The sequence below is a fragment of the Candidatus Nitrosopumilus sp. bin_32a genome, assembly GCF_054095935.1.
The window spans coordinates 118,074-133,942 of record NZ_JBSWSN010000006.1 but is presented as its reverse complement, the minus strand read 5'-3'; the positions used below and the strand labels follow the sequence as shown (position 1 = coordinate 133,942).

Annotated in this window: 17 protein-coding genes and 1 rRNA gene; 11 read left to right on the top strand and 7 right to left on the bottom strand. The window is 34.4% G+C overall.

The genetic code is table 11. The features are described from left to right. Positions 1-21: 21 nt before the first annotated feature. Positions 22-141, bottom strand: a 5S ribosomal RNA gene (gene rrf / locus ACW9XH_RS08260). 93 nt (positions 142-234) lie between these two features. Here rrf and ACW9XH_RS08255 point away from each other — a divergent pair. Together ACW9XH_RS08255 and ACW9XH_RS08250 are read left to right on the top strand one after the other, a co-directional pair. After that, positions 235-2,022: a ribosome biogenesis/translation initiation ATPase RLI gene (locus ACW9XH_RS08255; protein WP_457760182.1), complete on the top strand. Its 1,788-nt coding sequence runs from the start codon at positions 235-237 to the stop codon at positions 2,020-2,022. Between the two features lie 5 nt (positions 2,023-2,027). Then, positions 2,028-2,855 (top strand): class I SAM-dependent methyltransferase, encoded by an 828-nt coding sequence (locus tag ACW9XH_RS08250; protein WP_457760237.1) that lies wholly within the window; start codon positions 2,028-2,030, stop codon positions 2,853-2,855. 1 nt (position 2,856) lies between these two features. Here ACW9XH_RS08250 and ACW9XH_RS08245 read toward each other — a convergent pair whose 3' ends face one another. Both ACW9XH_RS08245 and rimI read right to left on the bottom strand, forming a co-directional pair. Continuing rightward, positions 2,857-3,075, bottom strand: a complete 219-nt coding sequence (locus ACW9XH_RS08245; RefSeq protein ID WP_457760181.1) for a transcriptional regulator — start codon at positions 3,073-3,075, stop codon at positions 2,857-2,859. A 37-nt stretch (positions 3,076-3,112) separates the two neighbouring features. After that, positions 3,113-3,610, bottom strand: a complete 498-nt coding sequence (gene rimI, locus ACW9XH_RS08240) for a ribosomal protein S18-alanine N-acetyltransferase (RefSeq protein ID WP_457760180.1) — start codon at positions 3,608-3,610, stop codon at positions 3,113-3,115. 74 nt (positions 3,611-3,684) lie between these two features. Between rimI and ACW9XH_RS08235 the strand changes: the two genes are divergently transcribed. Further along, complete coding sequence (locus ACW9XH_RS08235) at positions 3,685-4,794, top strand: site-2 protease family protein (protein ID WP_457760179.1); 1,110 nt, start codon at positions 3,685-3,687, stop codon at positions 4,792-4,794. Here ACW9XH_RS08235 and ACW9XH_RS08230 read toward each other — a convergent pair. Further along, entirely contained in the window at positions 4,786-5,868 is a 1,083-nt protein-coding gene (locus ACW9XH_RS08230) for a transcriptional regulator (RefSeq protein ID WP_457760178.1), read from the bottom strand. The genes ACW9XH_RS08235 and ACW9XH_RS08230 overlap by 9 nt on opposite strands. A gap of 50 nt (positions 5,869-5,918) precedes the next feature. Between ACW9XH_RS08230 and pyrE the strand changes: the two genes are divergently transcribed. After that, positions 5,919-6,524 (top strand): orotate phosphoribosyltransferase, encoded by a 606-nt coding sequence (gene pyrE, locus ACW9XH_RS08225; protein WP_457760177.1) that lies wholly within the window; start codon positions 5,919-5,921, stop codon positions 6,522-6,524. A 277-nt stretch (positions 6,525-6,801) separates the two neighbouring features. Here the strand turns inward: pyrE and ACW9XH_RS08220 are convergent, their stop codons facing one another. Beyond that, positions 6,802-7,191 (bottom strand): hypothetical protein, encoded by a 390-nt coding sequence (locus ACW9XH_RS08220; RefSeq protein WP_457760176.1) that lies wholly within the window; start codon positions 7,189-7,191, stop codon positions 6,802-6,804. On the opposite strand from ACW9XH_RS08220, the gene ACW9XH_RS08215 reads away from it, so the two are divergent. The 3 genes from ACW9XH_RS08215 (at position 7,190) to ACW9XH_RS08205 (ending at position 9,308) form a co-directional block, all read left to right on the top strand. Further along, positions 7,190-7,795 carry a response regulator transcription factor gene (locus tag ACW9XH_RS08215; RefSeq protein WP_457760175.1) on the top strand — a complete coding sequence of 202 codons (606 nt, stop codon included), beginning with the start codon at positions 7,190-7,192 and terminating at the stop codon, positions 7,793-7,795. The genes ACW9XH_RS08220 and ACW9XH_RS08215 overlap by 2 nt on opposite strands. A 60-nt stretch (positions 7,796-7,855) precedes the next feature. Beyond that, positions 7,856-8,467, top strand: coding sequence for a winged helix-turn-helix domain-containing protein (locus ACW9XH_RS08210; RefSeq protein ID WP_457760174.1), 612 nt, complete (start codon positions 7,856-7,858; stop codon positions 8,465-8,467). A gap of 373 nt (positions 8,468-8,840) precedes the next feature. Continuing rightward, entirely contained in the window at positions 8,841-9,308 is a 468-nt protein-coding gene (locus ACW9XH_RS08205) for a universal stress protein (protein WP_457760173.1), read from the top strand. Between the two features lie 77 nt (positions 9,309-9,385). On the opposite strand, the gene ACW9XH_RS08200 is transcribed toward ACW9XH_RS08205, so the two are convergent. Then, on the bottom strand, positions 9,386-10,951 hold the full coding sequence (locus ACW9XH_RS08200) for a thrombospondin type 3 repeat-containing protein (RefSeq protein ID WP_457760172.1): 1,566 nt from the start codon (positions 10,949-10,951) through the stop codon (positions 9,386-9,388). A 375-nt stretch (positions 10,952-11,326) separates the two neighbouring features. Here ACW9XH_RS08200 and ACW9XH_RS08195 point away from each other — a divergent pair, with 375 nt between their 5' ends. The 4 genes from ACW9XH_RS08195 to ACW9XH_RS08180 all read left to right on the top strand — a co-directional run bounded on the left by ACW9XH_RS08195 (position 11,327) and on the right by ACW9XH_RS08180 (position 15,279). After that, positions 11,327-11,701, top strand: coding sequence for a hypothetical protein (locus ACW9XH_RS08195; protein WP_457760171.1), 375 nt, complete (start codon positions 11,327-11,329; stop codon positions 11,699-11,701). Between the two features lie 82 nt (positions 11,702-11,783). Continuing rightward, positions 11,784-12,449, top strand: coding sequence for a nitroreductase family protein (locus ACW9XH_RS08190; protein ID WP_457760170.1), 666 nt, complete (start codon positions 11,784-11,786; stop codon positions 12,447-12,449). A gap of 20 nt (positions 12,450-12,469) precedes the next feature. After that, a complete protein-coding gene (locus ACW9XH_RS08185; RefSeq protein ID WP_457760169.1) occupies positions 12,470-13,759 on the top strand; it encodes an APC family permease in 1,290 nt (429 codons plus the stop codon). A 101-nt stretch (positions 13,760-13,860) separates the two neighbouring features. Next, complete coding sequence (locus ACW9XH_RS08180) at positions 13,861-15,279, top strand: SLC13 family permease (protein WP_457760168.1); 1,419 nt, start codon at positions 13,861-13,863, stop codon at positions 15,277-15,279. 106 nt (positions 15,280-15,385) lie between these two features. Here ACW9XH_RS08180 and ACW9XH_RS08175 read toward each other — a convergent pair whose 3' ends face one another. Then, positions 15,386-15,823, bottom strand: a complete 438-nt coding sequence (locus tag ACW9XH_RS08175; RefSeq protein WP_457760167.1) for a universal stress protein — start codon at positions 15,821-15,823, stop codon at positions 15,386-15,388. Between the last annotated feature and the right edge of the window lie 46 nt (positions 15,824-15,869).

The following is a 15,869-nucleotide window of genomic DNA, read 5'->3' as shown; positions in this document are numbered from 1 at the left end:
AAAAGATTGATTGTAAAGAAGAAATGCCAGCACTGTTGCTTCCCAAGAGCTCTCGCATCTTAGTAGCACAACAGCGACATTAGGTTTGACTTCCAAGTTCGGAATGGGATTGGGTCGCACCCTAACGCTATGGCCGGCTTGAAATCTGTTGTCAAATTCTCATCTATTAACGTAACGCCAGTTTTGAAATATACTCAAAATAGGTATAAAGCAAAGAAAATACCGGATTACAATATGACTCATAGAGTAGCAGTTTTAGATCAGGATCTTTGTCAGCCGCAAAAATGTGGACTGGAATGCATAAAATACTGTCCAGTCAATAAATCAGGCGCAGAATGTGTCACTATAAACGAAGAATCTAAAAAAGCTCAGATTGATGAGGATGTTTGTAATGGATGTGGAATTTGTGTCAAAGTATGCCCTTTTGATGCAATAACAATTGTCAATTTAGCAAGTGAGCTAGCTACGGATAAAATTCATCAATACGGGATGAATTCATTTCGACTCTACAAATTACCAACTCCAAAAAAAGGTGAAGTCGTGGGATTATTGGGAAGAAATGGAATGGGTAAAAGTACAGTGGTGAACATCCTATCAGGTAATCTTAAACCAAATTTAGGAAGATATGAAAATCCACCAGAATGGGACGAGATTTTAAAACATTATAGTGGAACAGAGCTTAAACAACATTTTGAAAAGATTGAACAGAAACAAATTACTGCATCAATTAAACCACAACAAGTTCATCATATTGCTCAAGCATTTAATGGAACAGGAAAAGAGCTACTCGACAAATATGATGAACGAGGAGTGTCAAGAGAACTAATCAAAGAATTAGGATTAGAAAATTCCATGGAACAAAGTTTGAAGGAATTAAGTGGTGGTGAATTACAAAGAATAGCTGTTGCAGCAGCAGCATCTAAAGATACAGAGTTTTACTTTTTTGATGAACCGTCTTCATACAATGATGTTTTTCAGAGAACAGGTGTAGCAAGAGTGATACAAAATTTGGCTAAAATTGGAAAAAGTGTAATGGTTGTAGAACATGATTTAACACTATTAGATTTTCTAAGTGATTACATCGAAGTGTTATACGGAGAGCCTACAGCTTATGGCATTGTTTCAACTATTTTATCCACCAAAGTTGGAATCAATGTTTTTCTTGATGGGTATTTACCAAATGAAAATGTAAGATTTAGAGATAAGAAATTTTCTATGGATGTATCGTCTTCATCAACAGATATTTTTCAAGAAGGTAGCGATATTCTTACATATCCAAAACTAGAGAAAAAATATCCTTCATTTTCAGTGACAATTGAACCTGGAAGAGTAAGAAAAGGAGAAGTTTTAGGAATAATGGGTGCCAATGCACTGGGCAAAACCACTCTGATGAAGATGATTGCAGGAGTTGAAAAGCCAGATTCTGGCAGCATTGATAAAAAAATCAAGATAGCATACAAACCACAATATCTCCAAAATGATCTGGATGTAGAAGTAATTTCACTATTAGATAAAGCAAATGAAAACTCAGTAGAAGGAAGCATGGAAGAAGAGCAAATTCTAGACCCGTTAAAAATTAAAAAACTATACAACAAATCTATCAAAAAACTTTCCGGGGGAGAATTGCAAAAAGTGGCAGTTGCATCATGTTTATTACAAAAAGTTGATTTGTATGCATTAGATGAGCCTTCAGCATTCTTAGATGTTGAAGATAGAATTGCAGTGGCAAAATTTTTACAAAAATTTGTGCGCTCCTTTGGAAAATCAGCAATAATTATCGATCACGACATACAATTGATGGATTTAGTTTCAGATTCAATGATTATATTTGAAGGAGAATCAGGTTCTGCAGGAAGAGCCACATCGCCAATGTCAAAAGCTGATGCAATGAATAGATTTCTAAAATCATTAGACATGTCATTTAGACGAGATGAGAAAAGTCTCAGACCACGTGTAAACAAGTTAGAAAGTAGATTGGATAAAAATCAAAAAGCAGCTGGAAATTTCTACTACAAACATTGACTCGAATGTTAAAAAAAGCACTAGAAAATGTGCTCACAGAAAATGAGAGTGATGAATTAATTTCTGCATTTGATCAGATTGGAGAGATAATAATCGTTAGAATTCCAGACTCTTTATTGTCAAAGAAAGAAATCATTGGAAAAACATTGTTAGACGAGGTAAAAATAGTTAGAAGTGTTTTCTACCAGGCATCAGCGGTAGAAGGTGAATTTCGTACAAGGAGTCTAGAGATACTTGCAGGAGATAACAATACAGAGACAGAATACAAAGAATTTGGCTGCAGATTCACAGTAGATGTAAAAAATGCATTTTTTTCACCTCGACTATCTACTGAAAGGGAAAGAATTGCCAATTTGATACAAAATGGGGAGATAATGACAAACATGTTTGCAGGCATTGGAATGTTTTCTATCATGGCAGCCAAGAAGAAGAAATGTACAGTATACAGTCTAGACATCAACCCTGTTGCTTCAAAATTATGTGAGACAAATATTAGATTAAACAAACTTGCAGGAGAAGTAATATCAATAAATGGAGATGCATCTAAAATCATCAAAGAACAGTTGATGGATAAATCAGATAGAACATTGATGTTATTACCTGAAAGATCAGACGAATTTTTAGAATCAGCAATAAACACTACCAAAGACGGAGGCATCATTCATTATTATTCGCATATTCATGCAGATAAAAAAACAGAGGCTGGAAAATTATCAGAAGAACATTATCTTAAAGTTACACCAGTAAAATCAGAAATACTTGATTCAAAAATTGTAAGAGCAGTAGGCCCTAGATATTATCAAACAGTTGTAGATGTTAAAATTTCTAAATAATCTAATCTTCAGAAGTGATAGAAGCAGCTGAAGGTTTTGTTGTTGCCATCACATATCCAATCCATGCAATAACTCCCAAAATTCCTCCTGCAATCATTAAAACAGATAATTGTAATACGATAGGACTCCATTCAGAAAGCATCAACAAGTAAGCATAAAGGAAAAAACCACCAATGCACAGTACAAAAATGGTAATGCCCATTCCTTTTCGTTTGTCCACGGTGGAGAATTTTTTGTGAGTTATTTATTGGTTTGAACTAATTCAATTCAATTGCCATAAGATACGCATCTTCACCATCTCGATAATAGGCGTTTAATTGTTGTCTAATTGCAAATCCATATTTTTCATATAATCGTACAGCTTCAGTATTACTACATCTCACTTCTAAATAGAACTCATCACAATTTCTTAATTTTACACCATTGACAGATTCCTCAACTAATGCATTTCCTATTCCTTTTTTTCTGTGTTCTTCAACTACAGCGATAGATACAACATGACCTTTTTTGACAAATCCTAATTTCTTGAAATTTGAAAAACCAAATTCAGTTTTGCACATAATGTATCCAACATGTTTTCCTCCAATTTCAGCAACAATGAAAGCTTCAGGTAACTCAGCAAGCAAACTTTCATAGAAATAATCAGAATAATGCTCAGGCAAAGTTTTGAGATTAATTTCCATTACAGAAATTAGATCGCTTGGTTCAGCTCTTCTAATATTACAATCTCCCAATTGTCTTAGAATTACTTGCATGATTGTGTGTAGTATTATCAATATTTAATTTTAAACCAAAAGACCATTTAATGGAAAAATCCGCTATAAAATAGATGGAAGATCCCTCACAAGAAGATATTATTTCATTAGTTAATTCCATATTTCAGGTAAGTGATTTCACCAAAACTGAATTTTCATTAGAATTTAAAATTGAGGATATTGATTTTAAATCAAAATTTGAAGGATTGGCAAGAAAATTAGAAGATATGAGGTATGTTTGTAAATTAGAAAAAATGGAAGTGGGAGGACTATATGTTATCATTCAAAAATTTTCCCCCAAGAAACAGAGAAAATGGATGAATACAGCATGGACTCCAAGAATATTGTTTGCAATTGTTATTTCATTTGTAATGGTAGATGGATACTATAGAACATCAGGCACAAATTCTATTATAGAAATTGGAGATCCGCTAGAAATGGCAGCAGTGTACACTCTGTCATTATTAGGAATTTTAGGAGTTCATGAACTTGGCCACATTGTTGCTGCAAAAGCCCACGGTCTAAAAACAACATGGCCATATTTTATTCCAGGACTTCCAATTATTGGAATTCCAACATTTGGAGCATTTATTCAATCAAAAGGATTAACCATTAATCGAGAGATATTATTTGACGTTGCTATTGCAGGTCCAATTGCAGGATTAGTAATTGCAGTAATAGTTTCAATTTATGGTGCTTATACTGCACCAATTTTAGATCCCGAGATTGCTGCAGGATTGTTTGAAGAATCAAGATTGATCGAATGGAATCAAGGAGAGCCATTGCTAATGACTGCCAGTTTAGCATTATTTGGCAAAGGTGGAGCAGGACACGAAGTAATTATGACGCCAGTAATGTTTGCAGCATGGATTGGTTTCTTAATTACATTTTTGAATTTATTACCTGCATGGCAATTGGATGGGGGACACATGGCAAGAACATTATTGGGTGTTAAACTTCACAAATACGCAACATATGGAAGTATGGCAATTCTTGTTTTGCTTGGATATTGGCTAATGGCAATGCTAATTTTATTTATGAGTTCAAAAAATCCTAGTGCATCACCATTAGACGATGTTTCACCGCTATCAAGAAATAGAAAACTTGCATATCTTGGAATTATCGGATTGGCAATTCTGTGTGCGCCACTACCATCAGAATTTTTATCAGGATTACTACCTTAACAGTAATCTTGCACCATCAGTAACTACTGCAACTTTTTGGCGTGGCCCTTGTGTTTTTAGAATATAATCCATAGAATATTTTATGCCCTGCATAGAAATCATGTTTAGTTTCTTGACATAAAATTCAGGCAAAATCGAGACTAGTCCTATTTGAAAATTCTTTTGTATTTCTGATAGAAATAACAAATCCTCCATTCCGCCAATGTATTTAGTTGGATTTCGTAGTTGCTCTACAGTCAATCTATCTTCAAGGTGTTGCTGGAGTGAATCAGAGCCCAAACCACCTTTACATTCAGCAACCAAAATAGCAAGACCGTCTTTTTTGATCGCATTAGAGCAATTCCAAAGTGAAGAAAATGAATTTCCAAGATTGTCATTACTTGCATCTTTTCCAGTGCTTATCACCATTGTTTTATGTTGACCAACATCTTTGATAGAATTAGATTCAAGGGTTTTTGTCGATGCAATAGTTTCTGAAGGATGTCCTATTGAGAAATCTACAATCCCATCAGAATTTGCAATAATTTCAATGCCCTGAATTTCAAAATTATCTGCAAATTTTTTTGCTTCAGTTAAACTTTCAGGGTATTGTCCAGGTGTAGGAAGATTTCCTTGTCTTTTCGCATATGCTGAAAGCATTGATTCCTGACCAAATTTTTTGATAAGACGAGTTGCTATAGTCTCATATCCAAACAATCCATTGAATTCCATTTCCCCCATGAATATCAGATTCGAATTTGAAATACCAACATCGTCAAATTCATTTATTGAACTGCCTTCAGGTAATCCTGACTTTACTAAATTTAGGATTTTTTTATCAGTCAATATTTTTGGAAATGGTTTAGATTTTTGTTCACATAACGTAAACAAAGAAGAGATGATTTTTAGAATGGATTTAGAATTATGTAATACTACAAGTTCCATTGGTTTTGACAAATCAAGAGTGTTTAATTTTTCATTGATCGCTGAATCATCTAGAATTTTGCCTTCAGAATCAATTTTTTGCTCTAAATTTTCAGCCTTTATATCTAAAACTACGTCAGTGATACCATAATTTAACCAGATTTCAGGCATAATTATTACATAATACAAAACAAAATAAATCAAGTGTAGTTAATTTTTGTATGGAATTTGTGAAAGAGTTTGCAACCTTTTTGCATCAAAATGGCATAATAAAGTTCGGTGACTTTACACTTGCAAGTGGAAAGCACAGTTCGTATTATGTTGATTTGAGATTAGTTCCAAGCTATCCTATTGAATTTAGAAAAATGGTAAAATTTCTTGAAAATGAAATTGGAGAAGATATTGGATTAGATAACTTTGATGCAATTGTTTCAGTCCCTACAGGAGGTTTAGTAATTGCATCAGCATTAGCAATTGAAACTGTCAAACCCCTAATCTATGTTAGAAGCAAGCCAAAAGATTACGGAACATCAAAATCTGTAGAAGGGAAAATTCATGATGGCATGAAAGTTGTAATGATTGATGATGTTGCCACCACGGGTGGCTCTGTAGTTAACGCAATAAAATCTTTGAAAGAAGTAAACATTTCAGTAAAAGATGCATATGTCATTGTTAACAGAATGGAGGGAGCGGATGAAGCATTATTAGAACTAGGAGTAAAAATGCACTCAATTCTAAACATACTGCAAATTACAGAAGCTTTGTTTGAACAAAATCTAATTGATGCAAGTATCCTAGAGAGAGTAAAAAATCAAATTAACACATGAATAATGGCAGCTCAGTCAAATGCCTTCCAATCATCAATTCAGATATAACTCTGATTCTTCATTGCAGCCAGATAATTTTTAATTCGCTCATTTTAAAACTAATGGAAATAATGGGCTCGAAGGGCTCCCGAATATTTTGCTTGTGTGCTTGGGTTCATTTCAGTCGTCATAATTTTTCTCTTTTAGAATATTAACTATACAAACAACTAGAAAATAAGTTTTTTCAGAGATACAAAAGAAAAGCATCAAACAAATAGTTCACAAACGCAATGGAGTTTTACTCTTCTGAGATAAAACTGTCAGGTAAAGAATTTTTAAAAACTTCTTTTTTTTGAATTGCTTTGCTATCATTAATCCAATTTTGAACATCGGTGACAATGCTTTCCTTTAATGACTCTGTATGAAACCAGCAAAGAGTGTCATTTGCAAGGCATTTTTTGCATGAAACAATCTCTTTTATCGATGCTGACACCTCAGAGTCTTGGAACGGATTTTCGTCAAATGAATACTCCAATGAAAATTCTGTGATGCCATGACATTTATCAGAATGTAATTCAACTGACAGACATACATGGTATGCAAAGTCCCAAAAACGGGAATTAATACTATAACATAATAATACAAAGTATGATGAAAATATAATATGAATTTGAGGAATGTCTAGCATGACAAACTGCATTGTCATAGATGATGATCAAGATATTGTCGATGTGTTTTGTGAATTATTGGACGTGATTAGCGTAAATGTCCTTGCAACTGCTAACAGTGGCAAGGATGCAGCTCTGCTTTATAAAAAACACAATCCAGATGTTGTTTTTACGGACTTGCAAATGCCAGAATATGATGGGGTTTACGTAGTTGAGACCATCAAGGACTTGAATCCCGATGCCAAACTAGTGGTAGTTACAGGAAATCCAAATGCTGGCGATTCTGATCTTTTTGATTTGCTGCATGTGCCAATAATCAACAAACCATTTGACACCCATAAAATAAAACAGATCATAGCAGATGTTTTTCTAGAGGAGAATCATTCTGTTGCGCCATTTAAAATTCAATACAAGTTCAAAGATGATATCAATTCGTACACGTGTACAGTAATCTACCCACAATATAGAAACCTCAAGCAGTTGCCTATCATAGAAGAGTGCAAGATAATCAATACCAAAAATAATACCCAGTCATACCAAGATGAAATGCAAAGGGCACTGGAGTTGGTCGTACAAAACGACACCAGCGACATTCGTAAATTATCGGAGATTGTGCAGGATTGACTGCAAAAATAACCATGTTCTGCATGAAAAGTAATATGAAAGTATTAAGAGATGAAAATAATGAGTGACATTGATACTTTTTTTGCATCATCACTTCAAAAGATGATCTGTGTGCATTTGGGGGATACGACATACCATAGCATTCAAAACAGATTATTTGAAAAATACGGCATATCAATTACAGAATCCATGAATGATTTTCAGAAATTAGATTCTGTTTTAAGAGAGTTTTTTGGAGCAGGTGCAGAAGGTTTAGAAAAGAAATTCCTAGAGGGGATTTGTACCATTAAATCTAAAAAAGACAAGTCTGAAAACAGGTTCACAATATCTGATCCTGAACTCAGTCAATCAATTCTAAAAGCATTCAGCGATGATGAAATGTCAAAAATTCTCAATGCGTCTATCGGGGAGCCCTGGACCATTTCAGAGATTCTAGAAAGACTAGACATTCCAAAGACATCAGGATACAGAAAAATCAATTCTCTAATCGAACAAGGGTTGTTGGTAAAAACGGGATATGATCTGACAGAAAACAGAAGAAAAGTTGAGAAATACAAATCTCTGTTTGATAATGTAAATATTGATTTTGGTAACAAAGTATCTGTGAATGTGCAATTCACGCAGGAAGTTATTGAAGACAGCACCGTGCTCCAAACAGTTTACGGCAAATAAGAGACAAGACTCGCCCCCATCACCATAACAAAAATCCGGAATGCAAACTGTACACTACAGGTATACGACAACTTGATAAGATTATTTTTCCCTTTGGCGAAGAAATGCTTCTCATAGTTACTTTGGATAATTCTGGAGATCCTGATAATATTATTCATAGAATACAAACAATACTTCAGGACATTTGAAGTAATATGACTAATCAAAAAAAGCCAGTTCCACAAAAGAACAGAAACAATAAAACGACTTCAGAAAATCTTATGAAAAAAGAGTATTTGGATTAATTTCAGATTTTACAATATTTGTATCTGGTAAATTTCTAATCTAAAAATAACATACTACGTTTAATTACCCAGAAACAGGATGTTCAAGAATGTATAAAACAATTCTCGTTCCACATGCAGGTACTCCTGCAGGTGATGAGGCATTAAAGCATGCAATTTTTGCTGCAAGAGATTCATCTAAAATAATTATTTTGCATATTGTAGAAGCAATTCAAACTCCTCCCTCATTTGCATTATCCTCATCTGAACGTGAGCATTTGCTAAATAGCATTAATGACGCAAATGAGGAAATTAGAAAAGACATGGAACACAAAATGGAAAAACATGCCCAAGAATGCAAAGAAAAAGGGATCAAGTCAGAAGTTAAAGTAACTATTGGTGATGCAGCTGAGGTTATTTTAGATATTGTTGAAAAAGAAAATGTAGATCTTATTGTAATGTCCAAACGAAGAAAGTTGAAAGGATTGAAAAAACTAATGACACTGGGTAGCGTTTCAAGAAAAGTTGTTGAAAATGTTACATGTCCTGTCACTTTAATTGACATAGAAAATTTGTAAATAAGTTAGGCTTGCACGCAAAATACTGTTTACCAAAAATTAGGCATTTTTAAAATGACAATTAGTCTTTATTTCAATCAAGGAACAGGAGATATCATAACCGTGCCTGAATGGTTTGGGACAAACTGTAACATTGTTACATCTTCCCCCATGAAATCAGATTCTACCACGAGATCATTGATTAGAACTCCGTTAACAGATACAGCATAACTCTTAGGCAGAAGAAGATCATTTGGAATAAAGAGGACGACATACTGTGGCTTATCAAAAGAAAATAGGATCATGCCAGTTTCGGACTCGTAATTGAAGTTTGAAATTGTTGAAGGGGTTCTAATATCTATTATGCGATTACCGACCCATTGTGGTTGGAATTTTTCCCTGACATCTTCAGTAAGTGGGGATGACTCGTATTTTTCTGAATCCTGTATTTCCAGTCTTAACCCATCTATACAATAATTCCGTGAGACATTATCTGAAATCATGTTGCAGAGTTCTTGACCTTTTTGCAAATCATGGTCGGCAAAAAATGCAAGGGTTGTTCCAGTAGACATGCTACATTCCAAATAATCATTTTTTTCTAGATGTTCTGAACTGCAAAGATTTGAAATAGTTTCTTCAGATATTCCGTCTCTAGTTAGAACATTATCCGTATACTGCATCATTACACCTTTGACACACAATATGTTTTGATATAGCGATAACTCGTGACAAGAGTCCAATGAAGAATCCAAATCATCACCAAAGTAATGAACAAAACCGTGACCTAACCCGTGAACGCAATCCTGATAGTTGGAAGAACCAATCAAATCATTGCAAATTGTTTTGTATGTGTCTGGGAACGGTTTGTCTGATTCACCAATGTTATGGAAGTACGATGCAAGAACCCCATGGAAGTATCCACCTCTGCACATAGTGCCATCCATCCCATGAAGACTTTTTGATACATCTTCTGTTTCTTCAAAAGCCACATGGCCAATCTCATGAGATACAAAATGGCAGTCATCTATGGTACCCATCTTGGATAACGCTATGGACAATTCAAGTGCATCAGCATTGTTTTTCTCATTTTTTGCAAGATTACCAAAAAATTCAGAATAGCAAATCAGACGTAGTGTTCCCTCATCCATGTCTGCACACGTGTGAATATCTCGCAGATATTTTGTAGCCAGAGCCTCTGAGGACAACACAGGAACAGAATCCTCAGTATCCAAAATTCCGTCATTATCGTCATCAAGGTCTTGGTTTGAGCCCATCCCATCAAAGTCAAAATCCGCCCAATCGGCAGGATCAGTATCAAACTGGTCAAGAGAATCAGACACCCCATCATTATCGTCATCAATGTCGGAATTATCTCCCGCACCATCACCGTCAGAATCAAGTGATTCTGCAGGGTCATCATCAAAAGCATCCATACCATCTACAACATTGTCATTATCATCATCAATATCACAACCATCACCTATTTTATCACCGTCAAAATCAGATTGAATTGAATTTGAGAGATTCGGGCAATTATCAAATGAATCTGCAATTCCATCTTTGTCCACATCTGCAAATGATACAATTCCAGACCATGAAAGGAAGGAAACAGTTATTGAAACACCTAAAACAACTAGCAAAAATTTTATCTTTTTTTCAATCATAGAGGTCTACGACAAGACCTGTTATAATATTCAGTATTTTAGGACATCTACGTAATTATAACATCATGGATACTTGGAACTTTTTACTCAAGATACAAAACAAGAAAAATTGGTTGTTGCAATTCCCCCATACATATCTTCAAGTTGAATTACCTCTTTCCACAAAAAAAAGTTAATAATTTTAAAACATTGTAAAATGCACGACGTGCAGGGCAGAAAAAAGGTGCGAGTATATCTACAGATAAACCAAAACTGAAAAAGTTGACAGATCAGCACGTAAAACTACTAAAAAACGAGTTGCAGTTAGATAAACAGACAATTTTCACAGATGAGAATACGAAATTAGTTTAATTAGCAATATGAGAATCAAAGATCATGGTCATTGAAGGAATGTATATGCTAAATCAACCAGAATACACTGAAGAAAAAATCCACAAAGCCCTCAAAATGCTATACATAGACAGAGAGAATGAATTTCGAGAATTGTCACAGGTGTGTCTAGGTAAAAAAAATCTAAATGAAATGCCAAACTGGAAGGAGTTTATTTTGAATTTTTGTTTGGATCTAAGTGACTCTTTTAAAACATGGACTGGTCAAAAACCACAGTCTGCAACTTCTCCCCAAAAAGCTCTGACCCTTCTAAAACAGATTGGAAATGGCATGACTTCAATGAACAAGTTAGCACATACACTAAACATCTCATACAATATTGCAATGGAATTTAAAGAAATCTACAAACGTTTGAAATAATCTATTTGGATAATAAATTATCCGACATACCTGGATTTAAAAATTCAGATAAGTATATTTTAGAAATAATAACATGGGACTCGTGTCAAAAAAAGGCGATAAGATTTATCCAATAGGTTATTCACCACCACATGATACTCCAGAGGATTCTACCACACGCAATGATTTACTCCAAATTATACTGGGGGATCACTCAAAAGAAAAGGCAGAAAAACTAGATACTGATATCTTCGGAGTTATGACAAAAAGGAGATCAACTAGAAAATTTGATCCTAAAGATATTGAAGAATGGAAAGTTGAAAAAATTTTAGCAGCCGCTGATACTGCCCCCACTGCTGGAAATTTTCAAGGTTTTGAGATATTCTATGTAAAAGATACCAAGATGAAAGAAAAACTAGTAAAGGCAGCTAACAACCAGCCATACGTTAACGCACCACTAGTTTTAGTTTATTGTAAAAATCCCTCCAGAGTCAAACTCAATTTTCCAAAAAAAACACTGACAAAATTTGCAATCCAAGATGCAACACTTGCTGCAGCTTATTCACAATTAGCAGCCACTGCATTAGGTCTAAGCTCTATTTGGATTGGAATGATTGATGAAGAAAAAGTATCGAAGATAATTGGTACAAAGTTAATTCCATCATCTATTCTTTGCATTGGTTATCCTACACTGCAAAAACTGCCAAAACCAAGAAGAAATCTAAAAGATCTCATTCATGTATTAGAAAATAAAACAAATAAAAAATAGTTTAATCCTATCAAAATACCATGTCTGAATTAAAGCAACACATGGGGCTTTTTCATCTCACAATGTATGGTGTTGGACTCATACTTGGTGCTGGGATTTATGTATTAATTGGAGAGGCCACAGCATTTGCAGGAAATTCAGTCTGGATCTCTTTTTTGCTTGGAACAATAGTTGCAATGTTTGCAGGACTAAGCTATGCTGAACTTACGGCATTATTTCCAAAGGCAGCTGCAGAATATACTTTTGTAAAACATGCTTTCAAAAATAATTTTCTGGCATTTATCATTGGATGGTTAACTGTAATTACTTCAATGATTACAGCAGCAACGGTATCTTTAGGATTTGGAGGATATTTTGCACAGTTTATTGATTTACCAATAACCATATCTGCAATTTTATTAATTGTCGTTTTGTCAATTGTGAATTTTATTGGAATAAAAGAATCGGCATGGGCTAACACCATTTTTGCAATTATTACTGCAGGAGGCTTGATACTGATAATATTTTTAGGAATGACGTTTGAAACTACAGAATCTATTGATTATTTTGAGATGCCTAATGGAACTGTAGGGATAGTTCTTGCGTTTGTTTTGATATTTTTTGCATTTATTGGATTTGAGGATATGGCAAATATTGCAGAAGAAGTAAAAAAACCTAGAAAAACACTGCCTCGTGCAATTATTCTATCAGTTATAATTACAGGGGTAATCTATATTCTAGTTTCATTGTCAGTTGTTCGTGTCATAAACTGGGAAGAGTTGGGACAATCAGCAGCTCCTCTTGCAGCAGTAGCTGAAAGATCATTAGGAGTTGAAGGCAGTATAATACTATCAGCAATTGCACTTTTTGCTACTGCAAGTACGGTTCTCATCACACTGATAGCAGGATCTAGGATTCTATATGGAATGGCATATAACAAATCACTTCCTTTATCGTTAGGTAAAATTCATTCAAAAACAAAAACACCTTGGATAGCGGTTATCGGGATTTTAATCACATCTGCAGCATTTACACTAATTGGAGATATTGTTATTGTGGCTAATATCACGGTTTTTGCAGTGGTGATAACATTTGCCATGATAAATTTGTCTGTGATTGTATTACGATATACAGAACCCATCTTGGAAAGATCTTTTAGAGTTCCAGTCAACATAGGAAAATTTCCAATCCTACCTCTATTTGGATTTGGAGTGACTGTTTACATGGCAATCCAATTTGAAATGGAAGTAATGTTGGTAGGATTAGGAATAATCTCTGCGGGAGCATTATTTTACATGATTTTTAATAGAAAACAGAGGCAAATAACATAGAGAATTCAGTGTATCTTGTAGTATTTTTAATGATATATATCAAAAATATGATATCCACAGATATCCTCAAATCCATCTTTTCTAAAAAATGATTGAACAAAATGAAGTTTAATCTCAGAAAATTTGGGCTAGTTCTAGGACCTGTACTGTTTTTTCTAATTGTATTCATGCCCACACCAGATGGAATGTCAGATACTGCAAAAGGAGTTTTTGCAATTTCAGTATGGATGATTGTGTGGTGGATTACAGAAGCTATCCCAATTTATGCAACTGCATTACTGCCAATGGGATTAATTCCAACACTTGGAATATTGCCATTAAAAGAGATTGCGGCAGAATACATGCACCCAATAATTGTCTTATTGCTTGGGATGTTCATGATAGCACTGGCAATTGAAAAATCAGGACTGCATAAAAAAATTGCGTTTGAATTAATATCAGTGTTCGGGTACTCCCCAAAGAAAATTGTGTGGGGATTTATGATTACAACAGCATTACTCTCTACTGTAGTTATGAGCACTACGGTAGTTTTGATATTACTTCCAATTGCAGGAGTGATTCTAGCAGCATTGTCTAAAACAAATTATGTCACAACAAAATTCAAAGTAATTTTCATGCTATCCATTGCATATTCATCATCAATTGGCAGTGTAGCAACTTTGATCGGTGCGCCGCCAAATTTGCTTTATGCTGCAACAGTGATGGAGATGTTTGCACACAAAGTCACATTTGCAGAATGGTCCATGCTTGGTGTTCCGCTTTCCGTCTCAATGCTGGTTCTTTGTGGACTATACATGACCAGACAAATAGGAAAAAGTAATTTTGAAACGACATCTGAAATTAAAAAAACCCTACTTTTAGAAAAATCTAAAATTGGAAAAACTACAATGGAGCAAAAAACAGTGCTGGCAGTATTATTGGGAGTAATGGTTTTGATGTTTACTATGCCTTTATGGCAACCTGAGAGTTCTTTTATTACAAATTCAGTAATTGCCATTTTGGGCGGTATTTCCCTCTTTGTTTTACCAAAAACTCGCTCTGAAAGTTTAATGAATTGGGCAGGAATTGAAAGGCTTCCATATGGACTATTATTCTTACTTGGTGGAGGATTTGCATTATCTTTAGCATTTGTAGATTCAGGATTGGCAAATTGGATTGCTCATGCTCTTTCATTTGTAGGAGACTATCCGTTTGAGTTAGTAATTCTTGTACTAGTTGCAATGATTATGTTTCTAACAAATGTCAAATCAAATACGGCCACTGCTGCAATTTTCATTCCAATAGTTGGAACAATGGCCATGCTAAATAACTGGACTCCACTGCCTGTTTTGTTTGCAATAACTGTTGCAACCTCGTTTGCATTTCTATTGCCCATGGGAACACCGCCAAATGCACTAATTTATGAAAAAGCACAGATTCCAGTCAAGGCAATGGTAAAACATGGCATGGTTCTCAATATGATGGCAATTGGGTTGATTACAGTATTTACAATACTTGTATCAACAAAAATTCTAATCTAAAAATAATAAATTTGTTGCAATGATTTTAAGAATGAAAATTACATATCACGAATATTGATGCAGATTTTTTTAAACAAGTTTACTTTTAATCGATTTATAATTTATCTCATTTGAGTGGTTTTACTATCAAAACTCTGCAGTGTGATTTTGTTACAACTTCTGATGCGACACTTCCAAGAACCAGTTTTTTAAAACCTGATCTGCCATGAGAACCCATAACAATCAAATCGGTCTTATTGTTTTCAGCAAAAGAAATAATGCCGTCTGCGGTAGAAGGGTTGTGTTTTATTTCAACTGAAATTGGAATATTTTCCACAATGTTGGAATTTTGTATCTTTCCCAGGTTTTCCTTTGCTTTGTTTTCTGCCTCATCATGGGCTTCTTGAGCACGTGCCCAAGACATTCCAGACGTGTCAATGTCACTTCCAATGACAGTCAACAGTGTTACTTTTGAATCAAATTTTTTTGCAATTTCCAATGCTTCATTAAATGCTAAATCTCCAAAATTTGTAAAATCATAAGGAACCAGAATATTTTTTATCATAACCAATCTAACGTAATTTCAAATATTAACATGTATAAATGAATTT